The organism is Sphingobacteriales bacterium, from assembly GCA_016700115.1.
Taxonomy (GTDB): Bacteria; Bacteroidota; Bacteroidia; order Chitinophagales; family UBA2359; genus UBA2359.
The window spans coordinates 3,543,564-3,565,111 of the sequence record CP064999.1; the positions used below are offsets into that span (position 1 = coordinate 3,543,564).

The 21,548-nt window shown below is 36.1% G+C and carries 19 protein-coding genes and 1 tRNA gene; 13 read left to right on the forward strand and 7 right to left on the reverse strand.

The window, feature by feature from the left end; all coding sequences use genetic code 11:
* Positions 1-246 precede the first annotated feature (246 nt).
* Positions 247-1,275, reverse strand: coding sequence for a flotillin-like protein FloA (gene floA / locus IPM47_12710; protein QQS27741.1), 1,029 nt, complete (start codon positions 1,273-1,275; stop codon positions 247-249).
* A gap of 11 nt (positions 1,276-1,286) precedes the next feature.
* Positions 1,287-1,769 (reverse strand): hypothetical protein, encoded by a 483-nt coding sequence (locus tag IPM47_12715; protein QQS27742.1) that lies wholly within the window; start codon positions 1,767-1,769, stop codon positions 1,287-1,289.
* A 171-nt stretch (positions 1,770-1,940) separates the two neighbouring features.
* On the opposite strand from IPM47_12715, the gene IPM47_12720 reads away from it, so the two are divergent.
* Both IPM47_12720 and IPM47_12725 read left to right on the forward strand, forming a co-directional pair.
* Positions 1,941-3,548 carry a peptide chain release factor 3 gene (locus IPM47_12720; GenBank protein QQS27743.1) on the forward strand — a complete coding sequence of 536 codons (1,608 nt, stop codon included), beginning with the start codon at positions 1,941-1,943 and terminating at the stop codon, positions 3,546-3,548.
* 124 nt (positions 3,549-3,672) lie between these two features.
* Positions 3,673-4,641: a mechanosensitive ion channel gene (locus IPM47_12725; protein ID QQS27744.1), complete on the forward strand. Its 969-nt coding sequence runs from the start codon at positions 3,673-3,675 to the stop codon at positions 4,639-4,641.
* A 70-nt stretch (positions 4,642-4,711) separates the two neighbouring features.
* Here IPM47_12725 and IPM47_12730 read toward each other — a convergent pair whose 3' ends face one another.
* The 5 genes from IPM47_12730 to IPM47_12750 all read right to left on the reverse strand — a co-directional run bounded on the left by IPM47_12730 (position 4,712) and on the right by IPM47_12750 (position 8,326).
* Positions 4,712-5,536, reverse strand: a complete 825-nt coding sequence (locus IPM47_12730; protein ID QQS27745.1) for a ZIP family metal transporter — start codon at positions 5,534-5,536, stop codon at positions 4,712-4,714.
* Positions 5,537-5,645: 109 nt separating this feature from the next.
* Positions 5,646-5,729 (reverse strand) — tRNA-Leu (locus tag IPM47_12735).
* 250 nt (positions 5,730-5,979) lie between these two features.
* The gene (locus IPM47_12740; protein ID QQS27746.1) at positions 5,980-6,906 is read right to left on the reverse strand and encodes a hypothetical protein; all 927 of its coding nucleotides are present in this window, start codon (positions 6,904-6,906) and stop codon (positions 5,980-5,982) included.
* A 54-nt stretch (positions 6,907-6,960) separates the two neighbouring features.
* The gene (gene hemH / locus IPM47_12745) at positions 6,961-8,016 is read right to left on the reverse strand and encodes a ferrochelatase (protein ID QQS27747.1); all 1,056 of its coding nucleotides are present in this window, start codon (positions 8,014-8,016) and stop codon (positions 6,961-6,963) included.
* A 76-nt stretch (positions 8,017-8,092) separates the two neighbouring features.
* On the reverse strand, positions 8,093-8,326 hold the full coding sequence (locus IPM47_12750) for a 4a-hydroxytetrahydrobiopterin dehydratase (GenBank protein QQS31466.1): 234 nt from the start codon (positions 8,324-8,326) through the stop codon (positions 8,093-8,095).
* A gap of 136 nt (positions 8,327-8,462) precedes the next feature.
* Here IPM47_12750 and IPM47_12755 point away from each other — a divergent pair, with 136 nt between their 5' ends.
* The 11 genes from IPM47_12755 to IPM47_12805 all read left to right on the forward strand — a co-directional run bounded on the left by IPM47_12755 (position 8,463) and on the right by IPM47_12805 (position 21,533).
* Positions 8,463-9,098 carry a DUF177 domain-containing protein gene (locus tag IPM47_12755; GenBank protein QQS27748.1) on the forward strand — a complete coding sequence of 212 codons (636 nt, stop codon included), beginning with the start codon at positions 8,463-8,465 and terminating at the stop codon, positions 9,096-9,098.
* A gap of 62 nt (positions 9,099-9,160) precedes the next feature.
* Entirely contained in the window at positions 9,161-9,346 is a 186-nt protein-coding gene (gene rpmF, locus IPM47_12760) for a 50S ribosomal protein L32 (GenBank protein ID QQS27749.1), read from the forward strand.
* A gap of 195 nt (positions 9,347-9,541) precedes the next feature.
* A complete protein-coding gene (locus IPM47_12765) occupies positions 9,542-10,531 on the forward strand; it encodes a ketoacyl-ACP synthase III (protein QQS27750.1) in 990 nt (329 codons plus the stop codon).
* Between the two features lie 43 nt (positions 10,532-10,574).
* Complete coding sequence (gene efp, locus IPM47_12770; GenBank protein ID QQS27751.1) at positions 10,575-11,138, forward strand: elongation factor P; 564 nt, start codon at positions 10,575-10,577, stop codon at positions 11,136-11,138.
* 197 nt (positions 11,139-11,335) lie between these two features.
* Complete coding sequence (accB, locus tag IPM47_12775; protein ID QQS27752.1) at positions 11,336-11,863, forward strand: acetyl-CoA carboxylase biotin carboxyl carrier protein; 528 nt, start codon at positions 11,336-11,338, stop codon at positions 11,861-11,863.
* Between the two features lie 182 nt (positions 11,864-12,045).
* On the forward strand, positions 12,046-13,380 hold the full coding sequence (gene accC / locus IPM47_12780) for an acetyl-CoA carboxylase biotin carboxylase subunit (protein ID QQS27753.1): 1,335 nt from the start codon (positions 12,046-12,048) through the stop codon (positions 13,378-13,380).
* A gap of 143 nt (positions 13,381-13,523) precedes the next feature.
* Positions 13,524-14,849 carry an adenosylhomocysteinase gene (locus IPM47_12785; protein QQS27754.1) on the forward strand — a complete coding sequence of 442 codons (1,326 nt, stop codon included), beginning with the start codon at positions 13,524-13,526 and terminating at the stop codon, positions 14,847-14,849.
* 254 nt (positions 14,850-15,103) lie between these two features.
* Positions 15,104-15,832: a pyridoxine 5'-phosphate synthase gene (locus IPM47_12790; GenBank protein ID QQS27755.1), complete on the forward strand. Its 729-nt coding sequence runs from the start codon at positions 15,104-15,106 to the stop codon at positions 15,830-15,832.
* Between the two features lie 129 nt (positions 15,833-15,961).
* Positions 15,962-19,114 (forward strand): SusC/RagA family TonB-linked outer membrane protein, encoded by a 3,153-nt coding sequence (locus tag IPM47_12795; GenBank protein QQS27756.1) that lies wholly within the window; start codon positions 15,962-15,964, stop codon positions 19,112-19,114.
* 19 nt (positions 19,115-19,133) lie between these two features.
* On the forward strand, positions 19,134-20,564 hold the full coding sequence (locus tag IPM47_12800; protein ID QQS27757.1) for a SusD/RagB family nutrient-binding outer membrane lipoprotein: 1,431 nt from the start codon (positions 19,134-19,136) through the stop codon (positions 20,562-20,564).
* Between the two features lie 30 nt (positions 20,565-20,594).
* Positions 20,595-21,533 (forward strand): hypothetical protein, encoded by a 939-nt coding sequence (locus IPM47_12805; GenBank protein ID QQS27758.1) that lies wholly within the window; start codon positions 20,595-20,597, stop codon positions 21,531-21,533.
* Positions 21,534-21,548: the final 15 nt, after the last annotated feature.

Sequence of the window (21,548 nt, forward strand, 5' to 3'; positions counted from 1 at the left end):
TGACTCACTGAACGAGCAACAGCAAACTTTGGTTGGTTCTAAAATGGTCGTTCAATAGACAGTAACAGTTAATACCTTCATAATTGTTTGTCAAAAGACTAATAACAGACCATATAATTTGGTTTAAATGTTAATGTCAATGATTTTCAGCACTTAAATATAGGAATATTAAGCAAAATTGGCAATAAAATGAAGATTGCTTAAGACAGATCTTTTGTCATCGAAAAAAGTTTTAATTTCGCTGAACTATTTAATATCTTCACCTGCATCGTCTGTATCGTTTTGAACATTTGAATCTCCTCCCGGTTGTAAATGATGGTAGGAGTGAGAAAGCGATTCTCTCATTTCGGTATCCGCTTTCAGGTTTCGGTACTGGTAATATTCCATGATCCCTAATTTGCCATTCCTAAAGGCTTCTGCAATGGCAAGCGGAATTTCCGATTCAGATTGTATCACATTGGCCCTTGCTTCTTCGGCTTTAGCCCGCATTTCCTGCTCTAATGCAATAGCCATAGCTCGTCTTTGTTCTGCGAGTGCCTGAGCCACCCCTTTATCTGCATTTGCCTGATCAATCATCAATTCTGCACCAATATTTTTACCAACATCAATATCAGCAATATCAATCGAAAGAATTTCATAAGCTGTACCCGAATCAAGACCTTTGGCTAAAACTAATTTTGAAATTGAATCTGGGTTTTCAAGTACTTTTTTATGACTGTCTGACGATCCGATAGTAGAAACGATTCCTTCACCAACTCTTGCAATGATGGTTTCTTCACCGGCACCTCCGACCAGTTGCCGTATATTTGCTTTTACGGTTACCCTTGCTCTGGCAATCAGTTGAATCCCATCTTTTGCAACTGCTGATACCGGAGGAGTATTAATAACTTTTGGGTTCACAGAAGTTTGAACTGCATCAAATACATCTCTTCCGGCCAAATCAATGGCTGTTGCTAATTTAAAATCCAAATCTATATTCGCTTTGTTTGCCGAAATAAGTGCAGAAACCACCAACGGAACATTTCCCTTAGCTAAATAATGGGCTTCTAATTCATCCCTATGTACCTTAACTCCCGCTTTTGTAGCAGTGATTAATGCATTGACAATAACAATAGGATCTACTTTACGCAAACGCATCAAAGCAAGTTGAATTAAAGATATTGGAACACCTGCTGCTGCTGCTGATACCCAAAGCATAAGGGGCACGTAATATAAAAAAAGTGCTAAAGCAATGATGATTAATACCGCAATAATTAAGATATATAAAATGTCCATAAGGGTTGTTTTTAATTATTTAGAACTTTGGGTTTTACAACTACATAGGTATGAGTTACTTCAATGACTTCTATTTCTGTGTTATCAGGAATAAATTCACCTTTGGATTTTACTATAATTGAACGGTTGTTTATGATAGCGTTTCCTTGTGGTTTAATGTCTCCGAAAGCTACTCCATTATCGCCAATTTTGATATTGATTTCGTTATGAGAAGGTTTTACTATGCTTTCCGAAAGTTTTTTAGTTAAAGCGATACCCTTGAAATTAAAAAATTTATATCCGATAAAAAATATTGAAAAACTGGTAATACAGCTTCCGGCTAAAACCAAATTACCAATAGTAAAACCAAAGTTGATATAGGCTAATAAAATGGTTACGATGATTAATCCGATTCCGGAAATTCCGGCAAATGTTATCCCTGGAATAACTACAATTTCGATGACGATCAACAACAAACCTAAGATTAATATTAATATTAAAAGTCCAATAGACATAGTAGTTTGCCTGTTTTTAGGGCTAAATTACAATAAATTTAAACGGTTGTCTAATTTTCATTTTTTTTGCCGTAGAATTTTTCGCAATAGGTTAAGTCCTATTAATGATTAACCTTTAAATCTGTGAATTAACTACCTTTGCGGTTTATATATACCTTATTTAAAAAATTGATGAAGTATCAAAGTGAAATTAACAAGCGTCGAACATTTGCGATCATTAGTCACCCAGATGCCGGAAAAACTACCCTAACCGAAAAACTATTGTTGTTTGGAGGGGCTATTCAAATTGCCGGTGCAGTTAAATCTAATAAAATCAGAAAATCAGCTACTTCTGATTTTATGGAAATAGAACGTCAAAGAGGAATTTCTGTTGCTACTTCGGTGATGTCTTTCGAATATCAAGAAAAACTTATCAATATTCTGGATACTCCGGGGCATAAAGATTTTGCAGAAGACACCTTTAGGACGTTAACGGCTGTTGATAGTGTCATTTTAGTAATTGATTGTGTAAAAGGTGTTGAAGAGCAAACTGAGCGATTGATGGAGGTTTGCCGAATGAGACATACACCGGTGATAGTGTTTATTAATAAATTAGATCGGGACGGTCAAGACCCCTTTGATTTGCTGGATGAACTGGAAAAAAAGCTAAATATTCATACCCGCCCTTTAAGTTGGCCGATTAATATGGGAACTCATTTTAAAGGAGTTTTTAATCTTTTTAACAATACGCTTCGATTGTTTACACCGGGATTGCAAGTTGTTGAAGATGAAACTACGGCAATTAAAGACCTTAATGATGAAAGTTTAAACCGGTTCATAAGTAAGGATGATGCCGATAAACTGCGCTCCGATGTTGAATTGATAGAAAATATTTATGAGCCTTTTAATATAGATTTATACAGAGAAGCCTATCTCGCCCCTGTTTTTTTTGGAAGTGCCATCAATAACTTTGGTGTAAAAGAGTTATTGGATACTTTTATAAACATTGCCCCTCCTCCGCTTCCACGAGCTGCTACAACCAGAATAGTTTCCCCGGACGAAGACAAGTTTAGTGGGTTTGTTTTTAAAATTCATGCCAATCTTGATCCTAAACATCGGGACCGTATAGCTTTTTTAAGGATATGTTCCGGTAAATTTGAAAGAAATAAATTTTATTTGCAGGTTAGAACCAATAAAGAAATCAGATTTAGTAATCCTACAAGTTTTATGGCTCAAAAAAAGAGTGTGATTGATGATGCATTTCCGGGAGATGTTGTGGGATTATATGATTCAGGAACATTTAAAATAGGTGATACATTGACAGAAGGTGAAATGCTTATGTTTGCGGGCATTCCGAGTTTTTCTCCGGAACTATTCAGAGAATTGATTAACGAAGACCCCATGAAAACCAAACAATTAGAAAAAGGGATTCACCAACTGACTGACGAAGGAGTAGTACAATTGTTTATACAACCTATTGGAAACAAAAAAATCATTGGAACTGTAGGGGAATTGCAGTTTGAAGTCTTACAACACAGATTACTCAATGAATACAAAGCAGCATGCAGTTTCAGACATTTAGAATTGTTTAAGGCATTATGGGTAACTGCAGAAGACTCTAAAAAAATGGAAGAGTTTTTACATAGAAAATCTAACTACATAGCTTACGACAAAGACAACAATCCCGTTTTTTTAGCTCAAACTGCCTGGATTTTAGAAAGTACTAAAAGAGATTATCCGGAAATTGAGTTTCACAACACTTCTGAATTCAAAACCAAAATGATTGCTCAAAAATACTAGTTTCATGCTTCTGTTCATCCACAAAAAATGCCTTAATTAAGTATAACCGAATAGTTGGCGATTTTTAGACAATGTCAATTCAAACTTTTTTTGGTAATCATAATCTAGCATAACATAACCAAATATGTACATTATAATGCAATCGGATTCTTTAAATGGAATAAAACAAGCCTCAAACCAACTTGTTTCCGGAACAGACAGAATAATCAATAAGCTGAATGGATGGTCGGATGGCTTGATTGATATGTTGCCAAATTTGGTTCTTTCTTGTTTGGTTTTGCTTTTGTTCATGGTTTTAACCAAAGTGATAGCAAAATTTGCCTATCGTTTACTCAGTAAAATAACCCAAAATGCTCCACTCAGTAGAATATTGAGCGGAATATTGAGTGTCATAGTTTTTTTTATTGGGCTGTCAGTAGCACTTAATGTGCTTCAATTAGACAAAGCAGTAGCTTCATTATTAGCAGGTGCAGGTTTGGCAGGTTTAGCCATAGGTTTTGCTTTTCAAGATCTCATTATCAATTTTATTTCCGGAGTAATTATAGCGGTTAAACGTCCTTTCTCAATTGGCGATTTAGTCGAAACAAATTCCTATACGGGAAATGTGATGAAAATGGACTTTAGGTCAACTACTATATCTGAACCCAGTGGGAAATGGATAGTCCTCCCTAACAGGACTATCGTTGAAAATCCTGTTGTAAACTATTCTAAATCAGGAATGAGGCGGATAGAAATTGTTGTAGGTATTTCTTACGACGAAGATTTACAATCAGTTCAGGAAGCTACGGTGGAAGCTATCTCAGCGTTGCCGTTTTTGAAAGAAAACTCAAATGTAGAATTTTTTTTCAGCGAATTTGCTCAGAGTTCGGTTGATTATATTGTTCGGTTTTGGATAGATTTCACCAACATTCAATCTGAATATCTGAACGCCAGACATGAAGCAATCAAAGCAATCTTTAACATGTACAGGAAAAAAGGAATTATCATCCCATTCCCAATCCGTACCATTTATTTGAATGTAAATGTTCAGGGAGAAGGTAAACAAGTAACTTTTAATCTTACGGGCGAAGCCGTTCAACAATTGATAGATTGAAATATTTAAAACACCAATAATAATGGGGCATATAAAAAAAGGAATATGCCCCGTTTAATTTATTTGATTTTTAGCCAAGCGCGACATCCAATATCATCATAATTAAGAATCCACCTATAAACCCAAGAGCTGCAACGTCTGTATATTTATCTCGTTGGGTTTCAGGAATTACCTCTTCAATAACTACAAAAATCATTGCACCTGCTGCGAAAGCCAAGGCAAAGGGCAAAACAGGTTGAACAGTAATAACTGCAGCAGCTCCAATTACACCGGCAATAGGTTCAACTACTGCGGACATTTGCCCGTAGTAAAAACTTTTCAACCGGCTTATACCTTGACGACGTAACGGAACAGCAACTGCGGTTCCTTCTGGTAAATTTTGAATGCCTATACCAATAGCAAGTGCAATTGCTCCGGCTGTTGTTGCATTATCCATTCCTAATGAAGCAGCTCCAAATAAAACACCAATTGCCAAACCTTCCGGTATATTATGCAAAGTTATGGCAAGCACTAATAGGGTAGTGCTGTACCAATTTGTTTTAACTCCTTCAGTTTCGTCTTTCTTAAAGTTGATATGCAAATGTGGTAAAAGCTTGTCTAAACCGAAAATTAACAACCCTCCTAACGAAAATCCAACTGCAGCTGGCATCCAAGGCATTGAAGGATACATTGTTTCAGACATTATAATGGCAGGATTGAGAAGCGACCAAAAACTTGCTGCTAACATTACTCCTCCGGTAAAACCTAACATTGTATCTAATACCCCTCTGTGTAAATCTTTAAAGAAAAAAACCAGTGAGGCCCCAACAGCAGTTAAAAACCAAGTAAAAAGAGTGGCTAAAAGAGCAGCATAAACCGGATTTAAATGTTCAAAATAAGTAATGATTGTTTGCATAAATATTGTATTATTTTAGGTTGAAAATTTTTTTGCACTGAAAAGAATAGGGTTAAACAACAAAAGCCGCTATTGCGTTGAAACAAAGCGGCTTTTAACCAAATTTATGTGCCCAAGACTGGATTCGAACCAGCACACCCTTTCGAGTACCACCCCCTCAAGATGGCGTGTCTACCAATTTCACCACTTGGGCATTTTAATTTTAGAGTGCGCAAAGGTAACTTAATATCTGTGTTTTTTGCTCCATCAAGTTTGATTTTTTATATCAATTAGAAAAATGAAACAGATTTTGATGAACAAAAATTTAGTAAGAGTTTCAGTTAAGCAAACTTTTATTTCCCAGAAATCCCCCAAGGCGCATTATTTCTTTTAAAGAAGTGATTTTTTAACTTGAAAATCCATATTTTTTTGGATATACAAACAATAGTTTGAACCCCCAAATATTAAAAACGGAACAAACGGTTTAGTACAAAAGCCAAAGAAAAACTACGTGCAAGTTGAGTTCCAATATAATAATGATAGACTGGAACTTCTGCAAGAATTGAAAAATTCCATTTTTGAGTTACCGAGAAATTTATCTGGGGTATTAGTAAAACCACATCAGAGCCTGTTGCTTCTTTGAAATATCCATTTTTACTGTCTTTTTGCCTCCATTCATTTCTTATTTGACTAATAAAAGCAATGCGATGGTTCAGGTTATGAGAAACAAACAAAGCACTGTTCCAAGTTACGCCAAATTGATATTTATCAAAATTAGGAAAGGAATAAGTAATCCGGTTATTCAAAAATAAATGGGTTTTTTTGTTAGCTAAACCTTTGTAAACAAACAGCCCGCCTAACAACCCAAAAGATTGCGTGCTTGTCTGAAGATCTATTGGAAGAATTTCTCCTTCAAATGTTTTTGGGTGTAAATGGGTTGGTATTCTTAACCCAATCATTGGCGTGAACTCCCAATGATTTAGGTGGTTTTTGTAAAGTGTATATTTATTTAAAAATGAAAAATCGCCCCATCCTTTTGAATGATTGACAGAGTTGTCTTTTAAGCCTTGCTTGCTATAACGGATAGTTCGGTTGTTAAAATAACCGGTTTCGAGTTCAATTGTATATTTAGGATTAATTCCATAAGCTACCGATAAGCCGGTAAAATGATAATGAGCACCTTCAATATAATTATAGTTTTGTTTTTGTGAACCGGTAAAAAAGTGACTTCCGTTTGAAAACTGGTAAAAGGCAACTACTCTTAAATCTTTAGGAAGTAAACTTCCCTGATTTGTAGTTCCACCTGAAGGGTTTCCGGGCATACAGCATTGAGCGTTTATGCTATAGGTCAATAAAAATAAGACCATCACTGTTATTAATCTCCTAAGCATGATAGCTTTTTGTTCAAAATTAAGGCATATACGCTATAAAAAAAATGACTGAAATCATAAACCTGACCTATAAGGAACATATTCCAAAATTATTGACTGAAGGGCATTAACCCAAACAGGATGAATGTTCAGGCTTTCGACCAATTGGACTTTTTCCCCGCCCCATTTTTTAAACTCTTTCTGATATTCAACTCCAATTTCAAAAATTGTCTCTAAACAATCAGCTACAAAGGCTGGACAAAACACAAGAATCTTTTTTTTACCTTCTTTAGCTAAATTTTCAAGAGTTTGAATAGTGTAAGGTTGAATCCAAGGGTCATTTCCTAATCTGGATTGAAAGCAAACTGTATATTTGTAACGAGGTATCTGAAGTTTTGCTGCAATTAAACGTGCTGTTTCCCAACATTGTGCACTATAACAAAACCTGTTGTTCAAATGAAAAGATTCACAGCAATCGGTTTTTGAGGTACAAAAATGATTGATATCAGCCTTTTGCAGTTGTCGAATTGGTAAACCGTGAAAACTGAATAAAACATGATCAAATTGGTTGAGATCATATTCTTGTCCTCGTGCAGCAAATGCTTCTATAAATAAAGAATGGTCAAAAAAGCTTTGAACAAAAGATATAGAAGGAATAGTTTGCCAGCCAGAAACAATCTCCATTACTTTTTGATGAACAGAACCTGTTGTTGCAGAAGCATATTGGGGGAAAAGAGGAAGGATTATAAAATGAGAAACGCCTTTTTTTCTAAGCTTTTCCAAACTTGAAGCAATATCAGGAAGTTGATAGCGCATCGTTAAAACAACTTCAAATTGTAGGGCATCAAATTCATTGTTCTGAAGTTCTTTTTGCAAAATTTCTGCCAAATCTTCACTGATATACTTTAAGGGAGAGCCTCTTTCAGTCCAAATTTCTTTATAAGATTTCGCAGAATTGCCCGACCTGAAAGGTGTTATTATTCCCTTGACTAAAAGTTGGCGAGGTAACCATGGAATATCTATTACACGACCATCGGTTAGAAATTCATTCAGATATTTGCGTACATCAGCAGTTTTGTAGCTATTGGGTGTTCCAAGATTAACCAGAAGGACCCCAATTATTTCTTTCATAAATTACAATTAGATAAAGACATTTGAATAATATATGGTCAATTGATAAAAGATTGCTTTAAAGGACTTACCACAGTCAATTTAAAAGTTTATCAATATTTGCCGCTAAATTTCGGTCTTTTTGGGTTACTATATATCCTTCGCTATGTGAGTTCAGTCGCAAAGTTACCTTGTTAAAAACATTGGTGATATGAGCATGGTGATTGTGTTTTTCACAAACTATTGCAACTTTAGTTAAAAATGCAAAAGCCTCAATAAAATTGGCAAATTCAAAATGACGTACAAGTTCGTTGTTTTGTTCTGTCCACATAGTATTTCGATCTATTGTTAGATAATTTGAACAACAATCGAACATCTGATATGCTGTAATGTTCAAAAGATTTCTTTGCGCTTTTTTACACAATTTATTTAAAAAAGGTTAATTAACTATTTAAAATGACTTACCTTTGCCCGCTAAATTGGAAAATCGTAAAAGAAACATTCCATTGAAACCCGAAAAATACTATAATTCCAGATTAGAAGATTTTGATATTCAGTTTATTGGTTTGCAAAACGAAAGTTATGTTTTTGAATATCAATTAAATCAATCTTTTCTGCGAAATTTTGAATATGCGCCGTTTAATGAATGTAACGATTGCGATTTACATGTAAAACTTTTATTCACAAAAAAAAATAACCTGTTTATTCTTGATTTTTCGTTTGAAGGAACTGTCAATATTAACTGTGACAGATGTTTAGTTGCTGCCGATTTACCGGTTTCAACCTCCTATCAAGTGTTTGTAAAAACAGTAGGAAGTATTCCTGAAAAAGCCGAACGTGATTTAGACATTGTCTATATCTCCGGTGAAGATACCAGCTTGAACACCTCTCAACTCGTTTATGAGTTTATAGTGTTGAGTTTACCTGCAAAAAGAATACCATGTGTCGTACTTAAAGATAAAACTCTTTGCGATCAGGTAGTTTTACAAAAATGGCAAGAATTAAATGGAACTAAAGAAGCAAAATATACAGAAAACAAACAGGACCCAAGATGGGATGTTCTGAAAGAGTTAAAAGATAGATTAGACAATGAATCTGTCTAATTAGTCATTATAAAAAAAGTCATTAAATAAATTGTTTATCATAAACCGAAATCATTAGAGTTATGGCACATCCTAAGCGCAGACACTCCAAAACCAGAAGAGATAAACGCCGCACTCATTATACGGCAGTTGTTCACAACGTACTTAATTGTTCAAACTGTGGTGCGCCTGTTTTGTCCCACAGAGTTTGTAGTGAATGTGGTTTTTATAGAGGTAAATTAGCAATTGCAAAAGAAATTGCAGGATAATTTAAGTAACTTACTTTACTAAAATTGGTGGAAATGCAAACTTATAGCGTCAATTTGCTATAGGTTTGCTTTTTTCATTGTATTTGTAAAATAGTTAAACGCGGGTAAATACTTGTGAGTTTCCAATTCCTATAACTAACGAATTTTCTGCCATATTTATCTATCAAGTATCACAGCAAAACAATTGCAAAGTATATGAATAAAATTATTGCATCTATCACAGGAGTAAGTGCATATTTACCCGATTATGTGCTGACGAATGCTGAGTTAGAAAAAATGGTGGATACTACAGATGAATGGATTAAAGTTAGAACCGGAGTTTCTGAAAGGCGCATTTTAAAAGGTGAGGGTAAGGCAACATCTGATATGGCTGCAAAAGCAGTAGAGTCTCTTTTAGAAAAGACAGGAACTAAAAAAGAAGAAGTTGATTTGCTGATTTGTGCAACAGTAACTGCTGATTTGATTTTTCCTTCAACAGCAAATATTATCTGTGATAAGGTAGGAATTAGAGATATTCCAAGTTTTGATATTGCTGCTGCTTGTTCCGGATTTCTTTATGCTTTAACAACTGCATCACAGTTTATTTCTGCCGGAGGTTATAAAAAGGTTATTGTGGTGGGTGCTGATAAAATGTCGTCAATAATAGACTATGAAGACAGGACAACTTGTGTTTTGTTTGGGGATGCTGCAGGAGCCGTTTTAGTCGAACCCTCTAAAGATGATTGTGGTATTTTAGATCATATTTTGAAAAGCGATGGATCAGGTCGTGCCTATTTGCATCAAAAAGCTGGAGGATCGTTAAAACCACCTACACATGCAACCATAGATGCCAAAGAACATTTTGTTTTTCAGGATGGAAAAACTGTTTTTAAATTTGCAGTTACCAATATGGCTGATGTTTCTGCAGAAATAATGGAAAGAAATGGTCTTGAAGGAAAGGATGTCGCATGGTTGGTTCCTCATCAGGCAAACAAGCGCATTATTGATGCAACTGCTCGAAGAATGGATATAGATGATAGTAAAGTGATGCTCAATATCCATAAATATGGCAACACAACAGCAGCCACCATTCCTTTATGTTTATGGGAATGGGAAAACAAACTCAAAAAAGGAGACAATATTATTTTAGCTGCTTTTGGAGGCGGATTTACCTGGGGAGCAGTTTATATTAAGTGGGCTTATTGAAATAAAAACAGTAATTATTGATTAAATTTTCAACTATAGTTTTATGGCTAGTACAGCAGATTTTAAAAACGGATTTTGCATGGAAATTGATGATAGTCCATGGCAAATAATCGAGTTTTTACACGTAAAACCCGGAAAAGGCCCGGCTTTTGTACGTACAAAATTGCGTAATCTTCAATCGGGAAAAATTGTAGATAAAACTTTCCCTTCAGGTCATACAGTTAAAGATATACGTATAGAGCGACGTCAATATCAGTTTTTGTACCATGATGAAAGTGGTTATCATTTTATGAATAACGAAACTTTTGATCAGGTAACTTTACAAGAGCCATTGATAAATGCTCCACAATTTTTACAAGAAGGAATGCCTGTCGAAATTACCTTTCAATCAGATAAAGAGCTACCCTTGATTTGTGAATTACCACCTTTTGTTATTATGGAAGTCGTTTACAGTGAACCTGCTGTAAGAGGAGATACTGCCAACAGTGTTAGAAAACCTGCTACAGTTGACAATGGCGCAACCATTACGGTTCCAAGTTTTGTAGAAGTAGGCACAAAAATTAAAATTGATACCAGAACAGGAGAATATGTAGAAAGAGTAAAATAATTGTGATGGTTCCTTTTTTTAAAAATATTTAAGCGAACAGTATATTTGTCGGTTCTTTGTTGTATTATTCGGCTTTAAATGAAAAAGCCGGTTTTTAACCCGACAATATGTTGTTCGCTTTTCATCTATTTAACCTGAACGGATATATTAGCTCAACCAATTTCAAACAAACACCCTAAGGGAAAACTAACCATTCTATGGACTTTCAACAAATACAGGAACTCATACAGCTTCTTAACGAAAGTAATATTGGCGAATTTAAACTTGAGAGCGAAGATATAAAATTAAGCATCAGGACCAAACACTTTTTTGATGCAAATCAAATCGCTAAAATGCAACAATTTCCGGTTAATTACGCAACACCTATTTTGCAATCTTCCCCTCCTCCGGTTTCTTCTTATACTCAAACTTCATTGCCATCAACCTCTGAAAAGCAGACAAACAACCAATCAAAAGATGTTGCCACTTCTGACAATCAGGCTAATGTGATTACAATTAAATCACCAATGATCGGCACATTTTACCGGTCAAAATCACCGGATACGCCACCTTATATTAAAGTTGGGGATACAATTAATCCTGGCACAGTACTTTGTATCATTGAAGCTATGAAACTGTTTAACGAAATAGAATCAGAAGTTAACGGCAGAATAGTTAAAATGTTAGTAGACGATGCTGCTCCTGTTGAGTTTGACCAGCCTTTGTTTTTAGTAGAGCCGGTATAAATTCAAAGAATGTATAAATCAAACCATGATTTTTGTATTTGAATTCTTAATTATCCGATTAAGTAGCACTAACTGATATTTAGTTAAGTTATATCAACTTGAAAAAAGCCATGCCTGTATAACGAGCTATTCTTGAATAATTTCAGCGAGTTTCCCTGTTAAAGTAAATTAGTAAATTATTTATGTTCAGAAAAATTCTCATTGCAAACAGAGGAGAGATAGCTCTTCGCATTATAAGAACCTGCAAAGAAATGGGCATTAAAACTGTAGCAGTTTATTCAACAGCAGATCGAGATAGTTTACATGTCCGTTTTGCTGATGAAGCAGTTTGTATTGGGCCTCCTCAAAGTGCAAAATCCTATTTGAATCGGGCAAGTATTATGGCTGCTTGCGAAATAACAAATGCGGATGCTATTCACCCTGGTTATGGTTTTTTGGCGGAAAATGCTTCGTTTGCCGATGTGTGTTCTGATTACAATATAAAATTCATTGGCCCAACAGCCGAAATGATTCGGTTAATGGGCGATAAAATTACAGCTAAAACTACCGTTCGCAATGCCGGGGTGCCTGTAATTTCTGGTTCAGATGGTTTAGTAAATGATATTTCAGAAGGCAAATCTATCGCCAAAGAAATCGGATATCCGGTTATATTGAAGGCTACAGCAGGTGGAGGTGGTAAAGGGATGAGAATTGTATGGAGTGAACACGATTTTGAAAAACACTGGAACGCTGCCCGACAAGAAGCATTTGCAGCTTTTGGCAATGATGGTATTTACATCGAAAAATTTATTGAAGAACCCAGGCATATTGAAATTCAGATTGCAGGAGATCAATATGGTAAAGTCTGTCATTTATCTGAAAGAGATTGTAGTATCCAAAGAAGGCACCAAAAATTGGTGGAAGAAGCCCCTTCTCCTTTTGTGGACGAAAAACTACGTCAAAAAATGGGAAAAGCAGCTATTAAAGTAGCTGACGCAATTCAGTATGAAAGCCTTGGTACAATTGAATTTTTAGTGGACAAATATAAAAACTTTTATTTCATGGAAATGAATACCCGTATTCAGGTAGAACACCCTGTTACGGAAGAAGTAATGGATTTCGACCTTGTCAAAGAACAAATTAAAATTGCTGCCGGAGTTCCTATTTCAGGTCGCTCATATATCCCAAACGGACATGCAATTGAGTGTCGCATCAACGCAGAAGATCCGCAAAACAATTTTAGACCGAACGCAGGGAAAATAGGTGAACTTCATACTCCCAAAGGACATGGAGTAAGAGTAGATACTCATATTTATGCCGGTTATACAGTTCCATCTTATTATGATTCACTATTGGCTAAAGTGATATGTAGGGCTGCTACAAGAGATGAAGCTATCACCAAAATGAGTAGGGCTTTAGACGAGTTTTTTATCACAGGTATCAAAACTACGATTCCCTTTCATCAACAGCTGTTAAAAAACCAACAATTTAGAGAAGGAAACTTTAATACTTCATTTTTAGATAGTTTTACTATTTAACGATAAACTTAAATTGTAACCAACCTTTGTTTCCAAAAATTGTTAAGTGAAGTAGGTTTGTTCAAAATCATTTTATTTGAATTCTGAACGGATTTTTATGCTTTTAAACTAAATTCAAATTTTAAATAAACATAAATTCGCAAATGAATACTGTAACGTCATCAGTAGATTTAAATCTCCCTTTCAAAGTCAAAGATATATCACAGGCGGAGTGGGGGAGAAAAGAGATTCAATTGGCAGAAGCCGAAATGCCGGGCTTAATGGCTTTGCGTGAAGAATATAAAAACCAAAAACCTTTTAAGGGAGCAAGAATTGCCGGATGTTTGCACATGACTATTCAAACTGCCGTTTTAATAGAAACGCTCATCGAATTAGGAGCAGAAGTAAAATGGTCTTCATGTAATATTTTTTCAACCCAGGATCATGCTGCTGCTGCAATTGCCGCTAAACATGGTGGGGTATTTGCATGGAAAGGAATGAGCAACGAAGAGTTTGATTGGTGTATTGAGCAAACTTTGTTTTTTGGAAGCTATGACCGACCATTAAATATGATATTAGATGATGGAGGTGACCTAACTAATATGGTTCTTGATCGCTATCCTGAGTTGGTAAAAAACATACGAGGGATTTCTGAAGAAACAACCACTGGTGTTCATAGATTATATGAAAGGATAGAAAAAGGAACATTGCCTTTGCCTGCCATAAATGTAAATGATTCGGTGACAAAATCTAAATTCGACAACAAATACGGATGTAAAGAATCTTTAGTAGATGCCATTCGACGGGCTACTGATATTATGATGGCAGGTAAAGTTGCTGTTGTAGCCGGCTATGGGGATGTTGGAAAAGGTTCGGCTGCATCTTTGCGTGGTGCAGGTGCAAGAGTAATAATAACTGAAATTGACCCGATTTGTGCTTTACAAGCAGCAATGGATGGCTATGAGGTTAAAAAAATGATTAATGCTATACCTCGTGCAGATATTGTAGTAACTGCTACAGGTTGCTATAATATTGTATCTGAAGAACACTTTAAATTGTTAAAAGATAAAGCTATAGTTTGCAACATAGGTCATTTTGATAATGAAATAGATATGGCATGGCTCAATAGTAATTATGGTCATACTAAAGTGGAAATTAAACCTCAGGTTGATAAATATACAATTGATGGTAAGGATATTCTCATTTTAGCCGAGGGTAGATTGGTCAATCTTGGATGTGCAATGGGACATCCTTCTTTTGTTATGTCTAATTCATTTACCAATCAAGTCTTAGCTCAACTGGAACTTTGGAATCATTCGGATAAATATGAAAACAAAGTTTATGTACTACCCAAGCATTTGGACGAAAAAGTTGCAAGGCTTCATTTGTCTAAAATTGGAGTTGAATTAGATGAGTTGACATCGCAGCAAGCACAATATATTGGTGTAACCCCTGAAGGTCCTTATAAACCAGAATACTATCGTTATTAAAATAATGTTTGAGTTTCTAAACTGATGATCAGTGAGTTACACAGCAATTAGTTTCTTTAAGACCATTTAATCATCATTAATTTTTTGTTTCATAATTTATAAAAGGGATTTGTTAAAAACGAATCCCTTTTATTTTTTAGTTGGAAAAATTAATAAGTTTGCCCTGAAATTGTAATTTCTTTAATAGGTAAAGTAAAAAGGTAATTTAACTTGGTTAATTTCAGGTAAACTAAAAAGGGGATATTACTTATTTCATGGAAAAAACACGGTTAAGCGTTAATATTAATAAAATAGCATTATTACGCAATGCGAGGGGGGGGGATTTGCCAGATTTAATTCAAATAGCAAAAGATTGTGAAAGATTTGGTGCTGAGGGAATAACCGTACATCCAAGACCAGACGAAAGGCATATTAAATTCAAAGATGTTTACGATCTAAAATCTGTGGTAAAAACAGAGTTTAACATTGAAGGATATCCGGACGAAAATTTTATAAAAATGGTATTGGAAGTCAAACCGGATCAATGTACATTAGTACCAGATTCACCGGATGCCCTTACTTCTAACGCAGGTTGGAATACTGTCAAATATGGAAATTTCCTAAGACCTATTATTGAACAAATGAACAATTCAGGTATCAGAGTTTCCTTATTTATAGAAACCGATTCTACAATGATAAAACATGCTTCTCATACAGGTGCTCAAAGAGTGGAACTTTATACCGGACCCTATGCTGAAGAATTTTATCGAAACCCTTCTATTGCTGTTAATTCTTACATTGAAGCTGCTAAAACAGCATCTGAACTGAAATTAGGTCTTAATGCCGGTCATGATTTAAATTTGGACAATCTTAAGTTTTTTATAAAAAACATACCAACTTTATTAGAAGTATCAATAGGACATGCATTAATTTGTGACTCCTTATATTACGGTTTAGAAAATACTATTCAACTTTATTTAAGGCAGTTAATTAGAAACAATTAAAGTATGAAAAGTTTTTTGAGTAAGAAAAAAATAATTCAAACACTACTTTGTAAACAAAAGATACCTAAATTGGCCAAGTTTTTAGGTAGCGAATAAACAAACATTATTTATTAACAAAACCATGTACGTATGAAAAAGATTTTTTTACTCATCCTGTTTGCAACAATTGCATCAGGGCAGTTATTTGCCCAACGCATGATTACAGGACAAGTAACGGATGCCAATACGGGCGACCCTATGATAGGGGTGAACGTTTTGATTGAAGGGACTACAACAGGAACTGTTACTGACCTTGATGGAAAGTATAGTTTGCAAGTCCCCTCAGGCAGCAATGCGCTGACATTCTCTTTTGTAGGCTACGAACCTCAATCCGTTTCACTAAGCGGTTCTTCCAATGTAGTGGATGTTGCCTTAAAAGAAGGAGAAGTGCTTGATGAGGTGGTAGTTACTGCATTGGGCATCACTAAAGCTCAAAAAGCAGTAGGCTATGCTACTCAGGAGTTAGATGGAGGAAATTTTGTTAAGGCAAGAGAGCCTAACTTGATTAACTCTTTAAGCGGACAAGTTGCAGGTGTGCAAATTAACAACAGTTCAGGGGCAGTAGGTGCATCTTCACGAATTGTACTTCGAGGAGCATCTTCTATCACCGGAACAAGTTCACCTCTGTTTGTTGTGGATGGAATCCCAATTGACAACACCAACTACAGTACAGCAGGAGATGGCGGTGGATTTGATATGCCTAATGGCGTAGCAGATATTAACCCCGATGATATTGCTTCAATTACTGTTCTCAAAGGTCCTAATGCTGCTGCTTTGTATGGTTTACGTGCTTCTAACGGAGTTATCGTTATTACAACCAAAAAAGGAACAGCCGGAGGTAAAAGAGGGTTTGGGGTTTCATTTAACTCTTCTACTACTTTTGAAAAACCTTTGGTTTTGCCAGATTTTCAAAACTCTTACGGGCAAGGCCCCGATCCAAATTTCTTTGAATGGTATAACGGATCTACGGATGACGGAGGAGTGGATGAAAGTTGGGGTCCCCCGTTAGATGTCGGTTTGGAGTTTACTCAATGGAACAGCTATGCACATGACGGAAAACCACTGCCTTGGGTTTCTCAACCTGATAACATTAAAGACTTCTACGACACAGGAGTAACCAACAACAACAATATCTCATTTACTGGGGGTAATAATTTGTTGGGATATCGTCTTTCATTAGGAACCATGAATCAAAAAGGTATAGTTCCAAATACCGATTATACAAGGTATAATGTGTCAGGAGGAACAGATTTTAACATTTCCAGCAGAGTTAAAGCGGGTCTTACTATAAACTATACAAAGTCAAAAAGTGATAACTTACCTACTGGAGGTTATGACAACGAAAATCCTGTTCAACAAATGATTTGGTCAGGAAGAAATGTTGACTTTTCATTGTTAAAAGATTATGAGAACTTGCCATTATCTCCTGTAGGAACAGCAGCTGAAGGCACACCACTAAACTGGAATACTGTATTTCAGAATAACCCATATTGGGTTTTGGACAACAACCTGAATAAACTCAACAAAGACAGAATTATAGGAAATGTTAATTTTTCTTATAAAATTACAGACTTCCTGACTTTGTCGGCTAAAACAGGGACAGATTATTGGTCATCTTTAGTTACTGAACAAAAAGCAATTGGAAGTAACGAGTTTCAGGAAGGTTACTATCGGGAAATTTCCCGAACCTACACTGAAACCAACTCTGATGTTTTGCTTAGTTTTAACAAACGTGTAGCCAATGATATAGTAGAATTGAGTGCTAGTATAGGTGCTAACCGAATGGATAGAAAATATCATATTCTTACAGGAGAAGCTCCTCAATTAGAGTTGCCAAATCTATACAATCTTGCTAACATTAAATCTGGAGTTCCCGTAGTTCTTACCAATAAAAGAGAAGAAAACAGAATCAATAGCGTTTACGGTTTTGCTCAAATCGGGATTAAAGATGCCATTTATTTAGATTTAACAGGGCGTAACGATTGGGCAAGTGTGTTACCGGTTGATAATAATTCTTTCTTCTATCCATCAGCAACCCTTAGCGTTGTTGTTACGGACTTGTTGGATATGAATTCTGACATACTTTCTTTTGCCAAAGTACGAGGTGGCTGGGCTAAAGTTGGTGGTGTTGGGGTACTTAATCCTTACAGTTTACAACAGGTCTTTCAATTTAGAGAAGATGGATGGGGTAACACTTCACTTCCTTTCAACCCTCAACAGCTCAATAATCCAAATTTGATTTCTGAAACAACTTCGGGAATTGAGCTTGGAGCCGATTTACGCTTCTTTAAAAATAGATTGCGTATAGATGCAACTTATTATAACCAAACCAGTGAGGATTTGATTGTTCCGGTTGAGGTTTCAGCAAGTTCAGGTTATATTTTTGCTCTTCAGAACATTGGTGAAATGTCTAACAAAGGCGTTGAACTTCAATTGGGTGCAACCATCGTTAAAACCAAAGATTTCACATTTGATGCCTCAATCAATTGGGCAAAAAACAATAACGAAGTGGTTTCATTGGGTGGTTTGGAAGCCCTTACATTGGGAGGTCAATGGAACGTTACCTTACAAGCCCGTGAAGGGATGCCTTACGGTGTGTTATTTGGTCCCGGTTATCTCAGATCTCCTGACGGACAGATTATTCACGTAAACGGTTTGCCTCAAGTTGATCCTACTTATAAAGTATTAGGAGATATTCAACCTGATTGGACAGGCGGGTTAAATCTTAATTTCAAATACAAATTTGTCAGCTTAAGTACATTGTTTGATGCTAAAAAAGGCGGTTCAATATATTCAATGACAACTACCTGGGGACGTTATGCCGGTGTTTTACAAGAAACTTTAATCGGTCGTGAAACAGGTATTGTAGGAGATGGGGTAATGAATATCGGGGCTTCAGATTCTCCGAATTATGTTACCAATGACGTAGTTGTTCGTGCTGAAAGCTACAACAAAGCAGCTTATAGTAACGCAGTAGCTGAAGGTTCGGTTTTTGATGCTTCATTTGTCAAGTTGCGTCAGGTAGTATTGACGTTTGATTTGCCTAATAAATGGTTTGACAGAAATATATTCCAAGGCGCATCAATTGGTTTTGTAGGACGAAACCTTGCTATTTTGCACCGCAATGCACCGCATATTGACCCGGAAACCGGCTTTAGCAGCAATACGAGTGAACAAGGTCAGGAATTTGGACAATTACCTTCAACAAGAAGTGTTGGGTTTAACCTTAACTTTAACTTCTAAACCGTAAAACAAAAATTTTATGAAAAACATAACATTAATATTTGCGTTAGCAGTAGGATTAATTTTCTTTATGGGTTGTGATAAAGATTTTGAAGAAATCAATTCCAACCCCAATGATCCTGTTGCAGTACCATCCGGACTTTTAATTGCTGATGTTGTTTTTAATGCCGGAAACTCCCTTTATAGCACCTTTGTTGGTGGTGACATGGGTTCTTGTTGGGCACAACATTGGGGGAAGGTGCAGTATAATGATGAAGAACGTTATCAACCTCGTGGTAGTGTAATCGAAACTTTAATCTGGAAAACCTACTTCGAAGACGTTATTTCAGATGCAAAGACTATGCAGACTTTAGCTGAAGAAGAAGGAAATGACAACATGAAAGGGGTGGCTTTGGTTATGCAAGCCTATGGATTTTCAGTGTTAACCGATATGTTTGGTGAAATACCTTTTTCTGAAGCAATTAGAGCAGATGAAGGGATATTTTCTCCTAAATATGACACTCAGGAAGAGGTTTACAATGGGATTTTAGCCTTATTGGACGAAGCAGATGCTTCTTTTTCTGCTGACGGGGGCGATATCAACTCTAATTCTGACATTTTGTATCACGGAGATTACTCCAAATGGCAGAAATTTGCCAATTCCCTGAAATTCCGTTGTTTAATGAGAATTTCCGGCAAAGTAAATGTTGCTACTCAGCTTCAGGCTTTAATGAGCCGTCCGATGTTTGATTCAAACAGTGATGAGGCTAAATTAATGTATTTGGCTAATGACCCGAGTGCTAATCCTATCTACGAAACAATCGTATTTGGAAACAGAGCTGAATTTAAAGTAAATGAAGTCATGGTAGATATGATGGCCGATTTAAATGACCCACGTTTACCAGTTTACGCACAACCAAATACAGATGGTGAATATCGCGGAAAACCCGCAGGCATTGAAAATGTACCCAACGAAGATTACAATTACAATAATGTATCTCCTGTTGGCTCGTTTTACCTCCAACCTACAGCTGCCGGATTTTTCTTATCACATTCAGAATTAAAATTTTTGATGGCTGAAGCAGCCCATAAAGGACTTATTTCCGGCAGTGCTGATTCGTATTATCAGCAAGGTGTTAGTGCTTCTTTTGCTGCTAACGGATTAAGTCAGGCTGCTGCAGATGCTTATTTAGCCCAAGGTACTGTGGCTTATACTTCGGCTACCGGACTACAAAAAATTGCTGAGCAAAATTGGCTGGGTTTGTATTGTCAAGGTGTAGAAGCTTGGACAGAATGGAGAAGAACCGGATATCCGGCGTTGGAACCTGCTATCGAAGCTGTTATTGACGAAATTCCGTCACGTTATACCTATCCTGCAATTGAACAATCTGTCAATAAGGCAAATTATGATGCAGCTGTTTCTCGTCAAGGTTCTGACTTGTTAACTACCAAGGTTTGGTGGATGAACTAATTTTTTAAAACTTTAAATTTTATTTCAATCATGAATAAAATTAAATTTCCATTATTATTTTCCTTGTTTTTAATTGCAATTTCGGCCTTTTTTACCGCCTGCGATAAAGAACAAGATGATTTAGTAACCGAAAATGCCGCTACCGGGGGCTTGGTTGAGCCTCAAAATCAGTCAATTAACTATATCGTTGGAGATGCAAAGGATTATGTAGGACGTGTTAAAGTTTTTCAAGGTGAAGTAAAAACTACTACCCTGGAAGTTTATAAACAGTTTAAAGGTGTTTTAGGTACTTCAAACAAAGCTTTGTTAACTTCAATAGATATTGATGAAAATGGAGGGACTTCAATCATCTCTTATACTTTTAACTATAACAGCCTGCGAGAAGGGTTAACGTTGTCTGGTGGTGGTACTATTCCTGATGATGACCAATTGTTAAGCATCGGTGATAAATGGGAACTTACTTATACCTCAGTTACAAGTGAAGGAAATAGACACACTAATTCACCCTCAACTGCTATGACATCTGTTTCAGTTGCTACACGATATGCCGGTGTTTATGAAGTTATTGGAAGTAGTTATTACAGAATTGGAGTTCCTACAGCTACTTGGGACGGTGCAACAAGAATTATAAGTTCTGTTGATGCAACTACATATTTTCATTCTGGCTTTGGTCCTTTTACCTTAAATGACAATGCTAACTCATTCTTCTATTTTACCATAGAGGAAGATCAAATTGATTATTTGCCCGAATTTAATGGTGTTGCCATTACCGGTTTAGGTAGTTACTTAATAACCTGTGACACTCACCCTGCCGATATGACCAACGTGCCTTGTGGTGATGGCGTTTCAAATTATGTTCAAAACGATGACGTAGAGGGTAAAGACATACTATACATGTCTTATGGCTATTTTACTACAGGCTCCGGTCCCCGCGAATTTTATGAAGTACTGAGAAAAGTGGTTGAGTAATTTCAACGCTTAAAT

Coding starts and splice junctions, on each gene's coding strand:
- IPM47_12790 (QQS27755.1), top strand. CDS start 15,104: ATGGAAAAAACACGGTTAAGCGTTAATATTAATAAAATAGCATTATTA.
- accC (QQS27753.1), top strand. CDS start 12,046: ATGTTCAGAAAAATTCTCATTGCAAACAGAGGAGAGATAGCTCTTCGC.
- IPM47_12785 (QQS27754.1), top strand. CDS start 13,524: ATGAATACTGTAACGTCATCAGTAGATTTAAATCTCCCTTTCAAAGTC.
- IPM47_12800 (QQS27757.1), top strand. CDS start 19,134: ATGAAAAACATAACATTAATATTTGCGTTAGCAGTAGGATTAATTTTC.
- accB (QQS27752.1), top strand. CDS start 11,336: ATGGACTTTCAACAAATACAGGAACTCATACAGCTTCTTAACGAAAGT.
- hemH (QQS27747.1), bottom strand. CDS start 8,016: ATGAAAGAAATAATTGGGGTCCTTCTGGTTAATCTTGGAACACCCAAT.
- IPM47_12750 (QQS31466.1), bottom strand. CDS start 8,326: ATGTGGACAGAACAAAACAACGAACTTGTACGTCATTTTGAATTTGCC.
- efp (QQS27751.1), top strand. CDS start 10,575: ATGGCTAGTACAGCAGATTTTAAAAACGGATTTTGCATGGAAATTGAT.
- IPM47_12740 (QQS27746.1), bottom strand. CDS start 6,906: ATGCTTAGGAGATTAATAACAGTGATGGTCTTATTTTTATTGACCTAT.
- IPM47_12805 (QQS27758.1), top strand. CDS start 20,595: ATGAATAAAATTAAATTTCCATTATTATTTTCCTTGTTTTTAATTGCA.
- IPM47_12715 (QQS27742.1), bottom strand. CDS start 1,769: ATGTCTATTGGACTTTTAATATTAATATTAATCTTAGGTTTGTTGTTG.
- rpmF (QQS27749.1), top strand. CDS start 9,161: ATGGCACATCCTAAGCGCAGACACTCCAAAACCAGAAGAGATAAACGC.
- IPM47_12720 (QQS27743.1), top strand. CDS start 1,941: ATGAAGTATCAAAGTGAAATTAACAAGCGTCGAACATTTGCGATCATT.
- IPM47_12730 (QQS27745.1), bottom strand. CDS start 5,536: ATGCAAACAATCATTACTTATTTTGAACATTTAAATCCGGTTTATGCT.
- IPM47_12725 (QQS27744.1), top strand. CDS start 3,673: ATGTACATTATAATGCAATCGGATTCTTTAAATGGAATAAAACAAGCC.
- IPM47_12765 (QQS27750.1), top strand. CDS start 9,542: ATGAATAAAATTATTGCATCTATCACAGGAGTAAGTGCATATTTACCC.
- floA (QQS27741.1), bottom strand. CDS start 1,275: ATGGACATTTTATATATCTTAATTATTGCGGTATTAATCATCATTGCT.
- IPM47_12795 (QQS27756.1), top strand. CDS start 15,962: ATGAAAAAGATTTTTTTACTCATCCTGTTTGCAACAATTGCATCAGGG.